19 protein-coding genes are annotated in these 19,074 nt (G+C 51.7%); 18 read left to right on the forward strand and 1 reads right to left on the reverse strand.

From position 1 onward, the window contains the following. The first annotated feature begins 156 nt into the window (after window positions 1–156). The 14 genes from ispD (at window position 157) to ACT53C_RS14030 (ending at window position 12,827) form a co-directional block, all read left to right on the forward strand. Entirely contained in the window at window positions 157–849 is a 693-nt protein-coding gene (gene ispD, locus ACT53C_RS13965) for a 2-C-methyl-D-erythritol 4-phosphate cytidylyltransferase (RefSeq protein WP_476146946.1), read from the forward strand. 12 nt (window positions 850–861) lie between these two features. Beyond that, entirely contained in the window at window positions 862–1,344 is a 483-nt protein-coding gene (ispF, locus tag ACT53C_RS13970; RefSeq protein WP_275357215.1) for a 2-C-methyl-D-erythritol 2,4-cyclodiphosphate synthase, read from the forward strand. Window positions 1,345–1,350: 6 nt separating this feature from the next. Further along, window positions 1,351–3,180 (forward strand): ABC transporter ATP-binding protein, encoded by a 1,830-nt coding sequence (locus ACT53C_RS13975; RefSeq protein ID WP_476146948.1) that lies wholly within the window; start codon window positions 1,351–1,353, stop codon window positions 3,178–3,180. Window positions 3,181–3,367: 187 nt separating this feature from the next. Beyond that, entirely contained in the window at window positions 3,368–3,790 is a 423-nt protein-coding gene (gene gspG, locus ACT53C_RS13980; protein WP_275357213.1) for a type II secretion system major pseudopilin GspG, read from the forward strand. A gap of 5 nt (window positions 3,791–3,795) precedes the next feature. Further along, on the forward strand, window positions 3,796–4,968 hold the full coding sequence (locus ACT53C_RS13985; RefSeq protein ID WP_476146951.1) for a type II secretion system F family protein: 1,173 nt from the start codon (window positions 3,796–3,798) through the stop codon (window positions 4,966–4,968). Continuing rightward, a complete protein-coding gene (locus ACT53C_RS13990; protein WP_275357210.1) occupies window positions 4,965–6,677 on the forward strand; it encodes a GspE/PulE family protein in 1,713 nt (570 codons plus the stop codon). Before ACT53C_RS13985 ends, ACT53C_RS13990 begins: the two co-directional genes overlap by 4 nt. Continuing rightward, the gene (locus ACT53C_RS13995; RefSeq protein WP_476146953.1) at window positions 6,658–7,500 is read left to right on the forward strand and encodes a hypothetical protein; all 843 of its coding nucleotides are present in this window, start codon (window positions 6,658–6,660) and stop codon (window positions 7,498–7,500) included. Before ACT53C_RS13990 ends, ACT53C_RS13995 begins: the two co-directional genes overlap by 20 nt. Beyond that, the gene (locus tag ACT53C_RS14000; RefSeq protein WP_476146954.1) at window positions 7,484–8,062 is read left to right on the forward strand and encodes a PilN domain-containing protein; all 579 of its coding nucleotides are present in this window, start codon (window positions 7,484–7,486) and stop codon (window positions 8,060–8,062) included. The genes ACT53C_RS13995 and ACT53C_RS14000 overlap by 17 nt, the downstream gene beginning before the upstream one ends. Beyond that, the gene (locus ACT53C_RS14005) at window positions 8,059–8,676 is read left to right on the forward strand and encodes a hypothetical protein (protein ID WP_476146956.1); all 618 of its coding nucleotides are present in this window, start codon (window positions 8,059–8,061) and stop codon (window positions 8,674–8,676) included. The genes ACT53C_RS14000 and ACT53C_RS14005 overlap by 4 nt, the downstream gene beginning before the upstream one ends. Then, window positions 8,666–9,304 carry a hypothetical protein gene (locus tag ACT53C_RS14010; protein WP_476146958.1) on the forward strand — a complete coding sequence of 213 codons (639 nt, stop codon included), beginning with the start codon at window positions 8,666–8,668 and terminating at the stop codon, window positions 9,302–9,304. Before ACT53C_RS14005 ends, ACT53C_RS14010 begins: the two co-directional genes overlap by 11 nt. Window positions 9,305–9,408: 104 nt before the next feature. Then, window positions 9,409–11,391, forward strand: coding sequence for a secretin N-terminal domain-containing protein (locus ACT53C_RS14015; RefSeq protein WP_476147027.1), 1,983 nt, complete (start codon window positions 9,409–9,411; stop codon window positions 11,389–11,391). Next, window positions 11,391–11,897, forward strand: a complete 507-nt coding sequence (locus tag ACT53C_RS14020) for a type II secretion system protein (protein WP_194747436.1) — start codon at window positions 11,391–11,393, stop codon at window positions 11,895–11,897. Before ACT53C_RS14015 ends, ACT53C_RS14020 begins: the two co-directional genes overlap by 1 nt. After that, window positions 11,884–12,276 carry a type II secretion system protein gene (locus ACT53C_RS14025; protein ID WP_476146960.1) on the forward strand — a complete coding sequence of 131 codons (393 nt, stop codon included), beginning with the start codon at window positions 11,884–11,886 and terminating at the stop codon, window positions 12,274–12,276. Before ACT53C_RS14020 ends, ACT53C_RS14025 begins: the two co-directional genes overlap by 14 nt. 23 nt (window positions 12,277–12,299) lie before the next feature. Beyond that, on the forward strand, window positions 12,300–12,827 hold the full coding sequence (locus ACT53C_RS14030; RefSeq protein ID WP_476146962.1) for a type II secretion system protein: 528 nt from the start codon (window positions 12,300–12,302) through the stop codon (window positions 12,825–12,827). On the opposite strand, the gene ACT53C_RS14035 is transcribed toward ACT53C_RS14030, so the two are convergent. Further along, window positions 12,824–13,381 carry a lytic transglycosylase domain-containing protein gene (locus tag ACT53C_RS14035; RefSeq protein WP_476146964.1) on the reverse strand — a complete coding sequence of 186 codons (558 nt, stop codon included), beginning with the start codon at window positions 13,379–13,381 and terminating at the stop codon, window positions 12,824–12,826. The two genes, ACT53C_RS14030 and ACT53C_RS14035, sit on opposite strands and share 4 nt — an antisense overlap. 354 nt (window positions 13,382–13,735) lie before the next feature. Here ACT53C_RS14035 and epsA point away from each other — a divergent pair, with 354 nt between their 5' ends. The 4 genes from epsA to ACT53C_RS14055 all read left to right on the forward strand — a co-directional run bounded on the left by epsA (window position 13,736) and on the right by ACT53C_RS14055 (window position 19,055). Further along, entirely contained in the window at window positions 13,736–14,566 is an 831-nt protein-coding gene (gene epsA / locus ACT53C_RS14040; protein WP_476146966.1) for an XrtB/PEP-CTERM-associated transcriptional regulator EpsA, read from the forward strand. A 272-nt stretch (window positions 14,567–14,838) separates the two neighbouring features. Next, the gene (locus ACT53C_RS14045; RefSeq protein WP_476146968.1) at window positions 14,839–15,639 is read left to right on the forward strand and encodes a PEP-CTERM sorting domain-containing protein; all 801 of its coding nucleotides are present in this window, start codon (window positions 14,839–14,841) and stop codon (window positions 15,637–15,639) included. 103 nt (window positions 15,640–15,742) lie between these two features. Then, window positions 15,743–17,155, forward strand: a complete 1,413-nt coding sequence (locus ACT53C_RS14050; RefSeq protein WP_476146970.1) for a hypothetical protein — start codon at window positions 15,743–15,745, stop codon at window positions 17,153–17,155. Window positions 17,156–17,417: 262 nt separating this feature from the next. Further along, window positions 17,418–19,055 (forward strand): ShlB/FhaC/HecB family hemolysin secretion/activation protein, encoded by a 1,638-nt coding sequence (locus ACT53C_RS14055; RefSeq protein WP_476146972.1) that lies wholly within the window; start codon window positions 17,418–17,420, stop codon window positions 19,053–19,055. Window positions 19,056–19,074 lie beyond the last annotated feature (19 nt).

Consider the following 19,074-nt stretch of genomic DNA (forward strand, 5'->3'; position numbering starts at 1 on the left):
GTTGATCTGTTGCTTCTCCCTCTTTTACATACATCTTAAAAAATACACAGGCGTATGTCATTGACCCGTTCGGGCTATCAAGAACTCTCGACAAGAGTTTCAGCGGAATAGACATGTGAGCATAAAGCCTTAAAAGAGACATGTTAAAATGACACGATGTCTCAATACCATGTCTTAATCCCCAGTGCTGGTCGTGGTTCGCGTATGCAATCATCACGACCGAAACAGTATTTACCATTGAATGGTGAGCCGCTGTTGAAGCATGTAATCCAGACATTTGAGTCGTTTGCAGCCATCGCTAGCATTTCGGTGGTTATCGCAGAGCATGATCAGGACTGGCAACCGGCTTTACTTGCGGGATGCCAGAAAACACGCGTGCTGCTGTGTGGTGGCGCGACTCGCGCTGAAAGTGTGCTAAACGGATTGCGTGCCCTGAATACTCAAGTTCAGGCGCGAGACTGGATTCTTGTGCATGATGCCGCGCGGCCTGGCATAGATCATGAGATGCTATTACGGTTAATAGACAGCGTAGGTGATGAGGATACGGGAGCGATTCTGGCTTTGCCGCTGGCCGATACGCTAAAGCGTGCCGGGACGCAGACCACGATTGCAGAGACCATCCCGCGTAATCATTTATGGCAGGCTCAAACGCCACAAATGTTCAGATATGCGGAGTTGCAATCTGCGCTCAGTCACTCGATCGAAAAACAACCTACCGATGAAGCGCAAGCCATGGAGTGGATGGGACATCACCCAAAACTAGTCCAAGGTAGCCTTAAAAACATGAAAGTCACTTATCCTGACGACCTGCAAGTGGTTGCTGCGTTGATGCAGATGAGCCAGTCATAGAAAGCAAAAAGTATGATTCCTGTGAGAATTGGGCACGGTTTTGACGTGCACGCCCTAGTAACCGGGCGGGATTGCATTATCGGTGGCGTGAATATCCCGCACAGTCATGGGCTGGATGGGCATTCCGATGCAGATGTCCTGTTACACGCTATTTGTGATGCCTTGTTAGGGGCTGTCGCATTGGGAGATATCGGTAAGCATTTTCCACCAACAGATATGCGCTTTAAAGGCATAGATTCACGCGAGCTTCTGCGGCATGTGGTGCGCTTGCTGCATGACAAGGGTTATCTGGTTGGTAACATTGATGCCACGGTGATATGTGAGGCGCCACGATTGGGCAAGCATACTTCGCAGATGTGTATGAATATTGCCAGTGATTGCGATGTGGCAATTGAACAGGTCAACGTCAAAGCGACGACGACTGAAAAGCTGGGCTTCACTGGCCGCAGTGAAGGTATTGCGGCAGAAGCCGTTTGTACTGTGTATTCCAAGTAGTTGATGATGCGATTGTTTAGCCGTTTTGAAGCACTGGTTTCGCCGTTTCCTGCCGAAATCCTGAGGCGCTTACCTACGCGTTTCTGGCCTTTTATGTGGGCCTGTTCGTATGGGATGCGCCGTTATATTTTAATTATGACGCTGCTGACAGCGTGTATCGGCTCGTTTGAGGCTTTGCTGTTTGCCTTGATGGGCAAGGTGGTCGATAAGTTGACAGCCATCCAACCGGCACAATTATGGACGACGCATCAATCTACATTATGGCTAGTGGCGGCGGTATTGGTTGGCAGTACCGTGGTCATTCTGTTCCAGACCTTACTCAAGCATCAGACATTGGCCGGTAACTTCCCAATGCGTTTGCGCTGGCAGTTTCATCAGCATATGCTCAATCAAAGCATGGGGTTTTATCAGGACGAGTTTGCTGGCCGCGTGTCCGCGAAAGTGATGCAGACTGCATTGGCTGTGCGCGAGGTGTGGTTTATTCTGGCCGATATCATGGTGTATGTGTTGCTGTATTTCACTACCATCGTCACGGTGGTGGGCAGCTTTCATCCTTGGATGGTTTTGCCGTTTTTAGGTTGGTTAAGCTTGTATGCCTGCGCGCTGGTTTATTTTATTCCGCGTTTGGCCAAAGTGTCACAGCATCAGGCAGATGCGCGCTCCCTGATGACCGGCCGGATTACGGATGCCTATACCAATATTTCCACGGTTAAACTGTTTTCGCATGCCGGGCGCGAGGCCAGCTATGCGAAATCGGCCATGCAGGAGTTTCTGGATACCGTGCATGGGCAAATGCGCATGGTAAGCTGTGTCGAGAGTATCAATCACTTTTTAAATATGTGTTTGATCATTGCCAGTGGCAGCATGGTGCTATGGCTGTGGTCACAGAGCCTGGTCGCTGCCGGTGCGGTTGCGGCCGTAATGGCGATGAGCTTGCGCTTAAATGGCATTTCACATTGGGTTATGTGGGAGCTGACCTCGTTGTACGAGCAAATTGGCACCGTACAAGATGGCATGAATACGTTGTCGATTGAAAACCGCGTGCTCGATCAGCCAGATGCCGTCGCGTTAAACGTCCCTAAGGGTGAAGTCGTATTTGAGAAAGTGGAGTTTGCTTATGACAAGCAACCACCGCTCTTGAAGCAGTTTGATTTGCATATCCGCCCCGGAGAGCGTGTCGGCCTGGTCGGCCGCTCTGGCGCGGGCAAGTCTAGCATCGTCAATTTGCTGATGCGGTTTTATGACATTCAAGCCGGGCATATTCGTATCGATGGGCAATCGATCGCCTCAGTGAAACAAGACTCCTTGCGGCAACAGATTGGCATGGTGACCCAGGATACTTCTCTATTACACCGCTCCGTCAGGGAAAATATTTTATATGGCCGCCCAGATGCAAGCGATGAAGAGATGATAGTGGCTGCCAAGCGGGCCGAGGCACATGAATTTATCCTCACCTTGCGCGACGCCAAAGGCCGTACCGGCTATGACGCCCATGTCGGTGAGCGCGGGGTTAAGCTGTCCGGTGGCCAGCGGCAGCGCATTGCCATTGCCCGTGTCATGCTGAAAAATGCACCCATTCTGGTGCTGGATGAGGCCACCAGTGCCCTGGATTCTGAAGTCGAGGTCGCTATTCAACATCATTTGTCGCAGTTGATGGAAGGTAAAACCGTCATTGCGATTGCACACCGCTTGTCCACCATTGCAGCCATGGACCGCTTGATTGTGCTCGATCAGGGGCGGGTGGTCGAAACCGGCACCCATCAGGCCTTGTTGGCGCAAGATGGGATTTACGCCAAATTATGGACGCATCAGAGTGGTGGCTTTCTGGGCGAATAGCCCGTGCAATTCCCAGACGGTTCCTTTTCTAATATCACGTTTCAATCATCAGGCCATTCGGCCTGATTTTTTTATGGCTGTGCTTGGCATCGCCTCTGTTCAATTGTGACAGTCTGTCATATTACCGCCACTTTTCTGCAATCTAATCTGCTTAGTATTGTCATCAAATTTTCATGGAGTATTTTCGATGGCTAGTCTTGCTGTCCGTTGTAATCGCGGGTTTACCTTGCTGGAGTTATTGGTGGTGATGGTCATTATCGGTCTGTTGGCCGGCTATGTCGGCCCCAAATATTTCCAGCAGATTGGCAAGTCAGAAGTCAAAACGGCCAAAGCGCAGATTGCGGCGCTGGAGCAGGCTCTGGATCAGTTCCGTCTGGATGTCGGGCATTATCCGAGTACTGAACAAGGCTTGACGGCCCTGATGAATAACCCAGATAACCAGCCAAACTGGGCCGGCCCTTATTTGAAAAAAGAAGTGCCCAACGACCCTTGGGGCAAGCCTTACCAATACCGCATGCCCGGCCAGCACGGCGAGTATGATCTCTACAGCCTGGGTAAGGATGGCCAGGTGGGTGGCAGTGATGAAGCGCAGGATATCAGCAACTGGTAAATGCCATGCACTATCAGGCAAAAGTGTTGAATGGCAGCACCCTGACCATGGTGGAGCTGCAAGCCGATGATGAGCAGGATGCTTACGCCCAGTTAAAGGCGAAAGGCTTGTTGCTGGTCTCGCTGCAGGCACAAAAGCAGGGCAAAATAGCCAAGCGTCAGGCGTTTCCGTTGGCTTTGTTCAGCCAGGAGTTGCTGGCCTTGCTCGATTCCGGCTTGAACCTCGTCGAAGCCATTGATGCACTGGCTTTGCGGCAGGATCACACGCGTGGTGTTTTGCAAGGCATCTTGCAATCACTACAGCAGGGTAAGTCTTTTTCTGCGGCCCTAGAACGGCAGTCTGTTGTATTTCCGCCTCTCTATATCGCCACGGTGAAAGCTGCCGAGCGCACTGGGGACCTGGGCAATGCCTTGTCTCGCTATATCGCCTATGACAATCAGGTGTCATTACTCAAAAAGAAAATCGTCAGCGCGTCAATTTACCCGCTGCTGCTCATCGTGGTTGGCGGCTTGGTCATTGCGTTTTTGATGGGCTTTGTCGTGCCTAAATTCAGCAGCGTCTACGAAGGCACGGGGGCAGACTTGCCTTGGATGTCGCAGCTGATGCTGCAATGGGGCAGCCTGATTGCGCAGCATGGCGAGCTCATGTTGACGCTACTGGTCAGTGTATTGGTCATGCTGGTCCTGTTGTTGAAACATCCAGCCATGCGGCAGTGGATGTTACGCACCTTGTGGCGTATTCCTGCCATCGGTGAAAAGCTGCAACTCTATCAATTGGCACGCTTTTACCGCACGTTGGGGATGTTGCTGGCGGGGGGGACCCCAGTGATGGTGGCGCTTGATTCGCTGGAAGGATTGCTGGATAGCAGTCTTGCGCTGAGTCTCAAGCAGGCACAAACCATGATTAGCCAGGGGCAACCCCTGTCACAGGCTTTCCAGGTCAACGGCATGACGACGCCGATTGGCGAGCGCATGTTGCTGGTGGGCGAACGCGGGGGCAATGTGGCACAAATGATGGACCGCATCGCCAGCTTTTATGATGAAGAGCTGGCACGCTGGATAGACTGGTTTACCCGGCTGTTTGAGCCCTTGCTCATGCTGTTTATTGGCCTGGTGATCGGCGTGGTGGTGCTGTTGCTGTATATGCCAATTTTTGAACTGGCAGGACAAATTCAATGAACCAGCCTCTCCCCAATCAGCACGTGCCTGCTGAGCCACTACAGTCGCTCTCTGCAGAACTATTATCGCAAGCACAAACGCAGGCCTTGCAACAGCAACGGCGCGTGATCGAGGTGCTCGAAGACTTGCTCCCGGTGGACACGGAAATCCTGGTGAGCCAACTGGCTGACTTGCTGCATTACCCGGTCGCCACCATGCGCGATATGCGCGAGTGGCAGGTGGCTTTTGAGGTCATCAGTTATAACGAAGCGCAGCAAAAAGAGTGTCTGGCGTTTTATGACGCGCAAAAAACACTCATTCTGGTGTTTGCTGACCCGTTTAACCGCCAACTGCCGTTGTGGGTACAGCATGCCGTAAAACAGCCGTTTGTCTGGCAGTTGGCACATCGGCTGGAGATTAGCGCCTACCTCGCGGGCGAAGAAGAAACCATGCGCGCCATGGATGGCGTAGGTTTGCCCAGTGAGCAAATGCAAGAAGGCGAGGACGAGCTGGTCATGCAGCTCTCGCTCAAGTCCATTCACGAAGATGCCAACCCCATCGTCAAGCTGATTAACTCCACCTTATATGATGCCCTCAAAACAGGCGCCAGCGATATCCACCTCGAAACGCATGCAGGCGGTCTGGCCGTGAAATACCGGATTGACGGCGTGATGGCCAGTATCGCCAATAGCCCCGGTCTGGACAGTGCCGAGCAGGCTATTTCGCGGATCAAGGTCATGGCGCAACTCGATATTGCCGAACGCCGGATTCCGCAAGATGGCCGCTTTAAAGTGCATGCCATGGGCCGCCTGATTGATTTCCGTGTCTCTATCATGCCCAGTGCGTTTGGCGAGGATGCCGTACTGCGGGTGCTGGACCGCAAGGCCTTGACCGAGCAGGCGCAAGGCTTGAGTTTGAAAGCGCTTGGCTTTGATGCCGATGTGATTGCCAGATTCCGCAAATTAGCCAGCGAGCCGTATGGCATGGTGCTAGTCACTGGCCCAACCGGCAGTGGTAAAACCACCTCCTTATATGCCGCCATTTCAGAGGTGAATACAGGGTTTGACAAGATCATCACCATTGAAGATCCGGTTGAGTACCAGTTGCCTGGCGTGCTGCAAATCCCGGTCAATGAGAAAAAAGGCCTGACCTTTGCGCGCGGCTTGCGGTCAATTCTGCGGCATGACCCGGACAAGATCATGGTGGGTGAAATCCGCGATGCCGAGACTGCACAAATTGCCGTGCAAGCGGCGCTGACTGGCCATCTGGTGTTTTCTACCGTGCATGCCAACAGTGTGCTCGATGTCATCGGCCGTTTCATGCATATGGGCGTAGACCCTTACCATTTTGTCTCAGCCGTGAATGGCATTATTGCCCAGCGCCTGGTGCGCGCCTTGTGCCCGCATTGTGCCGAGCCGTTTGTGCCGGATGCTGACTTGCTCAGTGCCTCTGGCTTAAGCGCTGAGCAGGCCGCCAGCATGCAGTTTATGCATGCCCAAGGCTGTGGCCATTGCCGCGGCACGGGTTACAAAGGCCGTAAAGCGGTGGCCGAAATACTGGTGCTTAATGACGAGTTGCGCGAGATGATTATTGCCCGCCAGCCGATCCGCCAGTTGAAAGAGGCGGCTGCCAGAAATGGCATGCGTACCATCCGCGAGGCGGCGATCAGCGCCGTGGCTGAAGGCATGACCAGTTTGCAGGAGGTTAACCGTGTCACGTTTGTTGCCTGAGTTCAGCGTACTTGGCCTGACGCGGATCCTGGTGTTGTCTGACCAGTTGCAGGCCGAACATATTCCGGCGGGCTTTGCTTCGTCCCCTGTCTTTGCGACGACTGCCTGGTCAGGCGCAGATGCGCTTGCGCTGCAGCCAGCATTACAGGCAGTGCTGGCACAGTTGCCAGCCACACGCTGGCAAAAGATAGAACTCTATCTCGCTGACCAGCATGTGCATCTGATGCGCTTGCCTGCCATGACTCAAGGTCTGCAGGCATTTGACTGGAGCGGACAGGATCAGCAAGCCTATGCGCGCGCCATGCTTATGCAAACTTATGGTGAAGCCGCACGTAGCTGGCCTTTCCGCTTACAGGATGTTTGCCAACCACAAGATAGCCTGCTGGTGGCTATCCCGGTGTTGCAGACACTGGATTGGACTGCGTTGTTACGTCCGCATGCCCTGCAATGGCAGGTGCAAGCCTATGCTTGCGCCTTGTGGGCCAACACCCGGCTGCCCAAGACCGGCACCGTGCTAACCGCAGAGCCGCAAATGCTCAGGCTGTTGCAGCTTGAGCAAGGGCGTATTATGCATGTGGCCGGGCTGGCGGCCTCTCTGCAGGCAGTGGAAACCATGGCAGACTGGGTGTTGCGTGAGCGTACCTTGCTGGGCGTGCAGGCGTCAGCGTGTTACTGGGTAACCGAGCCCGGCAACCACAGGGCGTTAAATACCGGTCATCATCTCAAACAAGCTTTGGCGGGTCAGGTCAACTGGCAGCTGTTGCCATCAGCGAGACCACTCACTCAGTTGCGTCAGGAGGTCAGTCATGTGGCCGCAGCCTGAGTATCATATGGATTTTGCGCGTCCGTTATTTGGCTGGCAATGTGTGCGTTGGCCAGGACTGGCGCTGGTGGCAGCATTATTGATGACGGTATGGCTCACCTATGCCGAAGAGGCCGAGCAAACCGCGCACTTGCAGTTACTCACAGCGCGGCAGCAGCAACTGACCGAGCAGCAGTCCGCAATGCAGGGCGCTGCACCGCGTACTGAGCAACACCCACTCAGTCAAGCCAACATCAAGCCGGTAGCGGTATTAAGCCAGCCGCAACAAAAGGCAGCGCAAAAAATTGTGCAGCAACTCAATGTGCGCTGGTTTGACTTGTTGCAGGCGCTAGAAGCGAGCCAGGTCGCCGATATCGCGTTGTTGCAATTGACCCCTGATGCCAATCGCGGCCAATTTGTATTGTCGGGCGAGGCGAAGAGCTACGCGGCGTTATTGAATTATGTGAGTCATTTGCAAGGCCTGACGACGCTGCATGAGGTGCATTTGCAAAAACACCAGGTCAATGACAGCCATCCGCAGCGCCCGGTCAGCTTCGAAATTCAGGGGGGCTGGCAACCATGAAATCGGCACGTATGTTTTCGGCCCTGACTATGGTCTGGCTGCTACGGCGTGCGGCCTGGTATCTTGGCTGGCTGCCCATGCTCGTGAGCGTCTTGTTGCTCATCTTATGGGGCGTGTTGTCGCAGCAGCAGTCTGCCACAACCACGCAAATTACTTTGCTCACGCAAGCCATCCAGCAACTTGAGAGCCAACCGGTAGCACCTGTGGCCAAGGTCTCAACCACCATTGTCAAACCGGAGGTGAGCGAAAGTGCGCCGGAATACCTGGCCGCCTTATGGCAGCAATTACCAGAGTTTGCCGACCTGTCGCCACGCATGATGCAGATTGCGCGCCTGGCGCAAAAACGCCAGATGGCCTTGAATGTGGGCGATTACCAGTGGCAACTGCATGCCGCCAGTGACGCCACGCAGGAGATTCAGCAATATGACATGCGCTTCAATATTCAGACCGATTACCTGACTTGCCGGCAGTTTATTGTCGATGTGTTGCGGCAATATCCTGCTATGGCCTTGACTGGCCTCGAGTTGCGCAAAAACGAGACCATGCAGCCGATGCTGGACGCGACGTTGACGTTTTCAGTGTTTATCCGGGGAGGGCGCAAGCATGGCAGTTAGCGCCAAATCCTCGACTTCGCCCGTGATTTGGCTGGCCTTGCTGTTGACGCTGGGCTTGGTCTACTGGCAATGGTCGGCAGCGCCTCAAGCGGAGCTTGATCTGGTTGCGGTCAGACCTGCCAAGAAAGTAGCAGTGGCTGAGTCTGTGCCAGTCAGCGCGGATACGCATCAGCCGTCAGCGCGTGTGGCGAGCAGTCAAACTGCCAGCCCTCAAGTGGAAACCGCTGCCATGCCAGAGGCCGCGTATTTCAAGCGCCAGTTACCCGCGGGCAAGCCTGCGCAGGTGCTATTTGCGGCGCATGAATGGTTACCGCCCCCGGTCAAGCCGCCCCCACCGCCTCCGCCGCAGGCGCCGCCTTTGCCTTATAGCTATGTCGGTAGTCTCAAGGAGATGCCGGGGGGCGACTTGGTGATTTTAATGCAGCAGAAAAAGATGTTGATGCCCAAACTGGGCTCACAGGTCGATACGCAATGGCGCTTGGACCGCGAGGATATGCAGGCGGTGTATTTCACCTACCTGCCATTAAACAAAGGGGTGGTGTTGAGTAAAAGCAAAGCGGCAGCTAGTGCAATCCCGCGCCAGGTTGAGCCGGACAATAATCCAACAGAAGAAATATTAAACCAATGAGAGTTTTGAACACGATTCCGCGCCTATCGCCTAATGTGCGCATGAGGCCCTGTTTGCGTTTATTATCAAATGTACCCGGCTGGCTGCCATCGGCGGTTTGCACCATGCTGTTGTCTGCATGTGGGCTATTCCCACCCCAACTGACCGCGACGACACCAGATGGCAGGGTGCACGAGCTTGCACAACAGGTATCAGCGCATCCGGCTGATGTGACCTTGCGTAGCCGCTGGTACCGTGAGCGTGAGCTGGCGATCAACAGTCTGTTGGCCGAAGCTGAGGTCGCTGATGCCGCAGGGGATGTTGCCACGGCCAAACAGCTCTATGGTCGTGTGTTGACAATGGATTCTCATCATCCTAAGGCACTGGATTATGCGCGAGCCAGTGATCGAGAAATCGTGTTGCGCAAGCAGTTAGAGCTTGCCAAGCAACATATGAATCAGCCCAAGCAGGCACTTAAGGAAGTGCAGGATATTTTGCTGGAGCAACCGACCAACACCGAAGCGCAGGCGCTGGAAAAGCAATTGATTGCCATGGAACCACGTGCGCGTGCCAGCCTGCCGCAATTGCAAACGGCCATCAGCAAACCGGTCACGCTGGAATTGCGTGATGCCAATATCAAGGTGGTGTTCGAGGCATTGTCCAAAGCCACCGGGATTAATTTTGTGCTGGATAAAGACATTAAAGCTGAGACCAAGGCCTCGGTATTTGTCAAAAAAATGCCGATTGAAGAGGCGGTGGAAATGGTGCTGACCAGCAACGGTTTGCAGAAAAAAGTACTGTCCCCCACCAGCGTGTTGGTGTATCCGGCCACCCAGCAAAAAAACAAGGATTATCAGGATTTGTTGATCCGTAACTTTTATTTTGCCAACACCAGTGCCAAGCAGTGCGCGGATATGTTACGGACGATTTTAAAAATCCGTGATGTGTATGTCGATGAGCGCTTAAACATGTTGGTGTTGCGTGATAAGCCTGAAGTACTGGCGCTGGCAGAAAAAATGATCAAGGCGCAGGATATCGCCGACCCGGAAGTAATGCTTGAAATTGAAGTCATGGAGGTCACGCGCGGTAAGCTGCAACAACTGGGGATTAATTACCCTACGTCATTGACCGTGCTTAACAGCCCCTTAACCTTGCAAGCGCTGAGAAGTATCAATTCAAGTAATATCGGTGTCAGTCCGAATCCTGGAGTCCAATTTCAAACGACCAACAGTGATTTGAATCTATTATCTAACCCACGTATCCGCGTCAAAAATAACGAAAAAGCCAAAGTGCTGGTGGGCAACAAGGTGCCTGTGATCACCACCAATACCACGGCCAATGTGGGGACTTCCGAGAGCGTGTCCTATGTCGATGTTGGCCTCAAGCTCGAGGTCGAGCCGCGCATCATGCTGGATGATTTTGTCAGCATCAAGGTGAATCTCGAAGTCAGTTCACTGGGCGAGGCTGTGACCTTGAGCAATAACTCAAAGGTCTACAATATTGGTACTCGTAATGCCAGTACCATGCTACGGCTCAAACACGGCGAAACGCAGATTCTGGCCGGGCTGATCCAGGATTCCGAGCGTAAGAATGCAACCAAACTACCTGGGCTGGGCGAAATCCCGATATTGGGTCGCCTGTTTTCAAACAACACTAATGACAAGAGTAAAACAGAAATTGTGCTGGCGATTACGCCCAAGATCATCAGCAATGTGACCTTGCCGGAAGCCACCTTCTCCGAGTATTGGAGTGGCACCGACAGCGTGATTTCAGATAAACCACTGGTGAACAGCATGCCAGCTGCGCCTTCTCTCACGCGTAGCCAGCAAATCCGTGAGATACAGTTACAGCGGCAAAATGAGTTGAATGAGGTCAGCAGCCCGCCTGTGAATGAACCCGCTGGCAATGATGCGCCCACCAATGATACGCCTGACGCTGCGCCGCCGCCCGAACCGGCCTTACCGGCCTTACCGGCGCCAGACACGGCACCGGCCAATACAAACGCCGCGCCACAAGCGACGCCCTCAGCGGATGGTCTTTCAAACAATATCAGGGACTTGCCCGAACAGGGCACGACCAGTTTGCCAGCGCCCAAGGAGATCCCCTGATGCGCCAACGCGCGTGCTTGCAGTCTAGTGCTTGCCCAGGCTGTGGATTCACGTTGATTGAGCTCATGGTGTCGCTGGCGATTATCGCCATCATGGCCAGCATTGCCACGCCCATGATACAAGTCACCGTGCAGCGGCAAAAAGAACAACAATTGCGTACACATTTGCATGATATCCGCCGCGCGATTGATGCCTATAAAAAGGCTGCGGAGGATGGCCGGGTGAAAAAAAATTCAGATGCCAGCGGTTACCCGCCCAATTTGCAAGTGTTGGTCGAGGGCGTCGACGATCTTAAAGACCCCAAGCATAAAAAATTACGTTTTTTAAGGCGCATCCCTTTTGATCCCATGCTCAACAAGCGCGACGACACTGCGCCAGTGGCGGCTTGGGGCTTGCGTAGTTATGACAGTCCACCCGACCAGCCGCGCTATAACCAGGATGTCTATGATGTGTATTCACTGAGCCCGCGCATCGGCCTGAATGGAGTTCCCTATGCGCAGTGGTAATCGTTGGCGGCGGTGGCGTGGCTTCACGCTGGTGGAGTTATTGGTGGTGCTGTCGATTTTAGCCTTGTTACTGTCGCTGGCACTGCCGCGCTATTTTTCTGGCGTACAACGCGCCAAAGAGCAGGCGCTCAAACAACAGTTAATCACCACGCGCAAGGCGCTGGATGAGTTTTATGCGGACCAGGGGCAATACCCGGAAAGCTTGCAGGAGCTAGTGGATAAGCGCTATCTGGACAAGTTACCTTGGGACCCTATCTCGGAGCATAACGATAGCTGGGTAATTACGCCGCCAGAGCTGCCTTTGCTGGGTGGCGTTTATACCTTGCATAGCAGTGCGACTGGACAGGCTTCGGATGGCAGCGCCTATACCGATTGGTAAGAGGCTGGGCTATGTCGCTTGATATGAGACCTGTTAAACCACCAGTCACCTATCCGCGTGGCGGCATATTCCTGCGCGGCTTTTCGTATTTAGGCATCATGGTCACCTTGGCGATTGCCGCCATTGCCATGCAGGGCGCGGCCAGCCTTTGGCAGCAACAGTCCCAGCGTAGCAATGAGGCCCTCTTGCTTGAGGTGGGAGAGGCTTACCGGCTGGCAATCGGCCGCTATTATGAATCTACGCCGCAAGCCGTTAAACAATACCCGGCGAGTCTGGAAGAGCTGTTAGAAGACAAACGGTTTCCTGTGCCTAAAAGGCATCTGCGCAAAGTGTACGCAGACCCTTTTGCGGTCAAGCAGGGCATGCGCATGATCCTCAAGGACGGGCGCATCATCGGCGTTTACAGTCCGTCTACGCTTGTGCCCATCCGTCGCAATGGTTTTCAGGATGCGCAGGCCGACTTCCAGGCGGCCAAGCATTACAGGGACTGGAAGTTTGTATATGAACCGAATAGCCTGGCCGGGTTGGAAGAGGCTTGGGCCAATCGCTAATGCAGGGGCGGGATGAGTCGGGTCTTGAATACTTGATAGTAGCGCAATACTTTAGGCACATATTGTTGAGTCTCTGCATACGGCGGTACCGTCCGCTGATGCGATTTGACTGCTTGCGGGCCCGCATTGTAAGCAGCGAGCGCTAGCACCACATCGCCTTCAAACAAGTCCATGAGTTGCTTCAAATAGCGCGATCCCCATAAAATTTGCTGCGAGGCCGACCAGGCCCTAACCGGGGTAGGCGTCAGTGCTTTTGCGGTGGCCGGCATCACCTGCATCAAGCCGTAAGCCCCCTTAGGTGAAGTGGCTTTGGCATTGTAGCCAGACTCGGTGGCGATCACGGCATGAATCAGCGCAGGTTCCAATTGTGTGACTTGCGCAGCCGCTTGTACTTCTGCCTGATAAGGCAAGCTCTCTGTCGACCAGCCGGACCCTGCGCGTGTATTGCGTCCAGCGTCCTGGATTGCCTGCTCAGTTTCTGTGTCATCAAATACTGTATTGCTGATTACGATTTCCGACTCATCTGATGGATCAAGCACAATGTGGCCAGGCATCGTTTCAATGCTTCCGGCGTAGGATGGTTGACTGCAAACCACTAAGGATAGCAGCAGAAATACATGCAATTTGCGAGTATTCATTACCATGCAGCTATGATCGCATAGGTAGATGACACTCCCAAGACAGCCGGACTGGTGGTATTCAGACGAGCGTTGTTTCTCGGTATGCACGTACTAACCAGCGCTGATACTGGCTTCTAGTCTAATTAAATGAATGTTTAACCTCTTAACCAATAGTCCATGTATTAATCCGTTGTCATTAATTCATCAACAAACTGACGCTGCGCAATCATTTTTTTGTCACAAATTTTGAGCACACTTGCTGCACATTAATATCAATGTGCACAACACATGGACACAGCAATCACAGGGAACGATCAGGCCAATGATCAATGGACATTGGCGCTGAACGAAGAGCAGCGCGTCTTATTTATGGAGGTGATCGAAGAGTCACTTCGCCTGCAAAATCGTGCACATTTGTTTAATTGGCTGCAACGTGGGTTTCAATGCCTGCTTGCACATGAAGTGATCATCATCGGTGTCCGCGGCATGGAGCGTGCAAGCTATGATTACGAATACTTGACCTCTAGCCGTTATTTTGGAGATAGCCAATTTGATCTGGTATTGCATGATCAAGATGGTTTGGTCAACCAGGCGTTTGTTCAGTGGTCCAAATTGGGCATGCCTTTGTTTTATACCACTGATCATACTAGTCAAATCAATAGCCACTATGCTATTGAGCTGGTGGATGAAGCAAGTATGCTTGCTTCGGAGCTGAAACGGTTTGTGGTGCATGGATTTGGCAACGAGCACAGTCGTATCGCCACCGTGATGATGTTTGGTCGCCTCAGTTCGCCTGCAAATGCACGTACCGCCCACCTGCTTGAATTGCTCATGCCGCACTTGCACTGTGCAATTGTAAAAGTGACGTCCAACAAATCCCCCTCTGTGTTAACGACCAGTAAAAACGGACGGGTCAAGCCACTCAGCAAGCGCGAAATTGAGGTGCTTGAGTGGTTGCAATCTGGAAAAACCAATTGGGAAATTGGCAGCATCATGCAGGTGAGTCCGCTGACGGTTAAAAACCATGTTCAGAATATCCTGCGTAAACTGGATGTGGAAAACCGCAGCCAGGCGGCCAGTAAGGCACTTAAACTGGGGTTGATCAATCATAAGCGGTAAGCATGCTTTGACTCTTCCTTCATGTGCTCATTGATGTCTCACCTTACCTAGTCCGATAGGACTAGTTCCTTCCCTCGTTACGTCATATTTACTCTCTAAAATCAAAAAGCTTTTAAAGGGCTTCTTGACCTCTAGTCTGATCAGACTATGGCAAAAAATAGCGATGTCATGCATCCCCTTTAAGATTCATTTGGGCTTTTAAGTCGTATTGCTTTGACGGTTCTTTGGTTTTGCTCTTTCTTTAATTTTTGTTTTTACTCTGGGAGAAGTTTATGAAATTTCAATTAAAAATGTTGGCGGCTGCTTTGATGTTGTCTGCTGCAACAGTCCCTGCACAAGCAGCGATTTCTACTGCTGCGAGTGGTGATTCCAGCATGGTGCTGACCTTGATCGACTTTAAGGATGGTATTTCTTCGGTATTTAACTTGGGCTATACCTATTCACAATTTGACACTTTGGTGAGTGATGCTCAGTCCAAAGGTGGTGCTTTTACATGGGATATCGCTAACAACTTTGGTAGCACATGGAGCACTTTCTGGGCAACTGCACAAGCTGCTGATACTTCCTGGGCTGTTTACGCTGGTGATGGTACAGGCAACGGTGTTGGCGCACGCGGCATTATCATTACTCGTGCAAATGTAGGTTCTACTTCTAATACCAACTTGCAATTGACAACTCAATTGACAAACACCATCACCAATTTTGATACTTACCTGAATGCAAACTCTGCTACAGATTCTTCAGTAGGTACTTCTGGCTTTCCTTATGCTGGTGCTGCTAAAGCTTACGGTTCAACTGGTCGTGTAAATGCCTCTGGTTATGACTCTACTAACCCATTGGATACTTCCATGACAGTATTGAAGCTGTTGTCAGGTGCAAGCAGTACCGCTCCTATCTCAACCACTGTATTGGGTAACACAGCAGGTAACTACACTTTCGCGCTGAGCAGTGCAGGCGTTCTGTCATTCACTGTTCCTACAACAGTGATTCCAGTACCTGAGGCTGATACCTATGCCATGATGTTTGCAGGTTTGGCTGCGGTTGCTGCGGTTGCTCGTCGCCGTAAAGCTTAATTTATTACTTAATTTATTATTCAAATAGCCATGAAAGCGCCGGTGCGCCAAAAGTGCACCGGTCAAGACACTCATCTGTTTACTTTAAAAAAGGAAGCGAAAAATGTTTAAAATGAATCAATTGGTATTGGCTGTTGCGGCCACTGTAATGGCTGGTCAAGCCATGGCGGCGGCTGTTACCCCAGCTGATGTGGCCAACGCACGTAAAGCAGGTAAATTGCAAGAGGCTTGGATTTCCGGTAACTCTGCGCCTACCTACAACGTGTTTCAAGGCTTTGCAGATGGCTGTGATGCCGGTACTGTAGCCTCTTTCAATACTTTGTCTTCAACTGGTGTTGTTAAGCCAGGTTCCTCCGGTAACTTTATGGCTTATGCTTGTACTCGTGGCGGTAAAGTGTCTGTGATGTATCACACCATTGATGGTGGTTCTTACAACGCATTTGCGCCACACATTGATGGTCTGCAATTGTCACGTGTAAAAGCCATTGATAGCTCAAGCAGCACTTGTGCCTTGCAAGCTGGATCTACATTCTCCGCTGGCACTAATCAACCTGCTGTGACTGTATACAACAAGTGTACTGCTGTTGTTGGCGCAACAGCTGCTGACGCTGCACCAACCTTGCCAGATGGCGGCTTTTCTGACGTAGAGTCTGCTTTGTTTGGTAAAGATGTGTCTTCTGTTGGTACACAAAGTGCTGCTAACTACGGCCAAGTATTCGGTGTTGTGGTTTCTACTGCTCTGTATCGCGCAATGCAAGCTGCTCAAGGTATTTATGCTGATGCTGCAACAGCGGCTTCTAGCGATCCTAACTTTTTGCCAGCCAATGCGCCAAGCATCTCTAGCACACAATACGCTTCTATCGTTTCTGGCACCATTCCAGACTGGTCCGTATTGTTAGGTTCGCTGGGCTCTGGTAAAAATATTTACATCGGCCGTCGGACCAGCTCTTCAGGTACACAAGCATCTTCGAATGCTTTCTTCCTGAAAAACCCATGCAATGGTGACCCATCTATCGGTGGTGCATTGAACCCATTCGGTGCTTCTGACTCTACAAGCACGATCATTGTGACTGAAGATTCTTCTACAGGCACATTGAAAGGCCGTTTCAACACTTCTAACTTCATCATTGGTGTGATGTCTTTGGAGAACAACTGGCGTACAGAGAGTAGTAGTACTAATGCTGGCTACCGTTACATCAAACTGGATGGCGTACACCCAGAAACTGCAGTGCCAGGTAGCGGTGCGCCAGCTGATTTGAATGGCCGTTACACAGCTGCAAATGGTATCTACAACTACCATATCGAGATGGTGAACTTCATTGCTAACACTGCGAGCCCATTTGGTTCACAAGTGATCAAAGATATCACCAGCGCTTTCCAAAACGTACCATGTAGCGATGTTCCACGTGGCATGACACTGAACCCACTGTCAGGTTCTTCCTGCGCGGCTGGTGTACAAGTGGCTCGTGGTTCACGCTTTGGTAACAACTGCCAAGCTCAACAAATCTTGTTCTAATCAGACTGTTGGCAGCCACAAGCTGCTATACATGCTCAATAAAGCACACCCTACCGGGTGTGCTTTTTTTATGGCTGCGCGCATCTATACAGTTTCATCATCGCTTAATGAAACATAGGAAAGCGTGTTCACAATAGCCCAGATTGACTATCAAAAATGGTCAGCGGACTAGTCCGTATTTCATCTTTGTGACACGTGGTTCTCTCAAAATGGCAAGCCGTTATAAAAGGGTTTAAAGCCCGGTTTCCATTCTTCCGAGGGGATGCAATTGTTGTTTCGTGTGCTATTTGTGTTGTGTAGTTTATGGTCTTCGGCGGGCGTTGCTGAAGAGCAGCCTCAGTCTACATTGCCTGACAAAGTCAATGCTTGGGGGGCGGAGGTTGATGGGCAGGCCACTTCACAAGCGACTGAAAAAAAAGACCTTTTTAATATCTTTGAGTATGTGATCAATGGGAATACGGTGCTGTCAGTGACCGAGGTAGAAAAAGCGGTTTACCCTTATTTGGGCGAAAATCGTTCAATTGACGATGTAGAAAAAGCACGCACTGCACTAGAAACAGCATTCCATAAAGCGGGGTATTTAACCGTTTTTGTCAACATTCCAGAGCAGGAAGTCAACGCCGGCGTCGTGCAACTGGAGGTATTGGAAGGCAAGGTTGAGAAACTCGCCGTGGTCGGCTCCAAGTATCACTCTCTGGGCAAAATCAAGACTCGTGTCACAGAGTTCAAAGAAGGCAATGTTCCCCACTTCCCCACCGTGCAAAAACAAATTGCTGCTGTGAATACTAGCCAGGATAGAGTCGTTGCGCCTATCTTGCGGCCCGGTAAAACGCCAGGCATGGTGGACGTGGATTTGCGGGTGGATGACAAACTGCCTGTGCATGCCAGCATGGAGTACAACAACCGCTACAACCCCAATACGACCCATACACGCTTGTCCGGTAACTTGCGTTACGACAACCTGTGGCAATCAGATCATAGCCTCAATATTGGCTTCCAGGTGACACCGGAAGATACCGCACAGACCAAAGTATTTTCCGGCACCTATGTCATCCCTTACGAAGGGGATTACTTTGCCTCATATATGGTGGTTTCAAAGAGTGACGTCAGTGCAGTAGGGGATATCAGCGTCGTTGGTAACGGTAATATCTATGGCTTCAGATATATCCATCCCTTGCCTAACGTCGATAATTTTTATCACAACCTGACCTTGGGTGTGGACTATAAAGACTTTCAACAGTCGACCAAAATATTAGGCTCTGATGCGCTCAATGTCCCGATTCAATATACCCCGTTTTTGATTGGCTACAGTGCCAACTTGAATAGTGCTGCCAGCACAACCAAACTGGATCTTAACCTCAACTTCTCACTTCGAGGCTTGGGTAATGACGAAACTCAGTTCCAGCGCAAGCGCTTTGATGGCAGTGGCAGTTATATGTACCTCAGAACTGAATTGGCGCATACCCACCGTTTTGCTCAAGGCTGGGAGCTGTATGGTGCGCTGGGCGGGCAAATGACCCGCGATAACCTGATTTCAAACGAACAGTACTTTTTAGGTGGGTTGCAAACCGTGCGGGGCTACCTTGAAGCCAATGCTTTAGGCGATTATGGCCTGAATGCCAAAGTGGAGCTTCGTTCGCCGGAAACACACCCTGCGATGTTGCCATTTGCCGGTACCCTGCAAAGCCTCATTTTTTATGACTATGGCACCGCCGGTGTCAATAATCCTCTCCCTAAGCAAACCGAGACTTTTCACTTGGCCTCTACCGGGCTTGGCGTGCATTTAAAAGCACCGCATGGCGTCTATGCACAGCTCGATTTTGCCCATGTATTGCGGTCAGTCCAGTATGTGGGCCAGGGGCACGAGCGGATACTGTTCCGTCTAGGCTTTGACTGGTAACACTTGGGATTAATTGTTG

The organism is Methylophilus sp. DMC14 (genome assembly GCF_056314085.1).

Coding starts and splice junctions, on each gene's coding strand:
- ACT53C_RS14010 (WP_476146958.1), top strand. CDS start 8,666: ATGGCAGTTAGCGCCAAATCCTCGACTTCGCCCGTGATTTGGCTGGCC.
- ACT53C_RS14045 (WP_476146968.1), top strand. CDS start 14,839: ATGAAATTTCAATTAAAAATGTTGGCGGCTGCTTTGATGTTGTCTGCT.
- ACT53C_RS14035 (WP_476146964.1), bottom strand. CDS start 13,381: ATGCCTGGCCACATTGTGCTTGATCCATCAGATGAGTCGGAAATCGTA.
- ACT53C_RS13975 (WP_476146948.1), top strand. CDS start 1,351: ATGCGATTGTTTAGCCGTTTTGAAGCACTGGTTTCGCCGTTTCCTGCC.
- ACT53C_RS14005 (WP_476146956.1), top strand. CDS start 8,059: ATGAAATCGGCACGTATGTTTTCGGCCCTGACTATGGTCTGGCTGCTA.
- ispF (WP_275357215.1), top strand. CDS start 862: ATGATTCCTGTGAGAATTGGGCACGGTTTTGACGTGCACGCCCTAGTA.
- gspG (WP_275357213.1), top strand. CDS start 3,368: ATGGCTAGTCTTGCTGTCCGTTGTAATCGCGGGTTTACCTTGCTGGAG.
- ACT53C_RS13985 (WP_476146951.1), top strand. CDS start 3,796: ATGCACTATCAGGCAAAAGTGTTGAATGGCAGCACCCTGACCATGGTG.
- ACT53C_RS14025 (WP_476146960.1), top strand. CDS start 11,884: ATGCGCAGTGGTAATCGTTGGCGGCGGTGGCGTGGCTTCACGCTGGTG.
- ACT53C_RS14030 (WP_476146962.1), top strand. CDS start 12,300: ATGAGACCTGTTAAACCACCAGTCACCTATCCGCGTGGCGGCATATTC.
- ACT53C_RS13990 (WP_275357210.1), top strand. CDS start 4,965: ATGAACCAGCCTCTCCCCAATCAGCACGTGCCTGCTGAGCCACTACAG.
- ispD (WP_476146946.1), top strand. CDS start 157: ATGTCTCAATACCATGTCTTAATCCCCAGTGCTGGTCGTGGTTCGCGT.
- ACT53C_RS14000 (WP_476146954.1), top strand. CDS start 7,484: ATGTGGCCGCAGCCTGAGTATCATATGGATTTTGCGCGTCCGTTATTT.
- ACT53C_RS14020 (WP_194747436.1), top strand. CDS start 11,391: ATGCGCCAACGCGCGTGCTTGCAGTCTAGTGCTTGCCCAGGCTGTGGA.
- ACT53C_RS14050 (WP_476146970.1), top strand. CDS start 15,743: ATGTTTAAAATGAATCAATTGGTATTGGCTGTTGCGGCCACTGTAATG.
- ACT53C_RS14015 (WP_476147027.1), top strand. CDS start 9,409: ATGCTGTTGTCTGCATGTGGGCTATTCCCACCCCAACTGACCGCGACG.
- ACT53C_RS14055 (WP_476146972.1), top strand. CDS start 17,418: ATGCAATTGTTGTTTCGTGTGCTATTTGTGTTGTGTAGTTTATGGTCT.
- epsA (WP_476146966.1), top strand. CDS start 13,736: ATGGACACAGCAATCACAGGGAACGATCAGGCCAATGATCAATGGACA.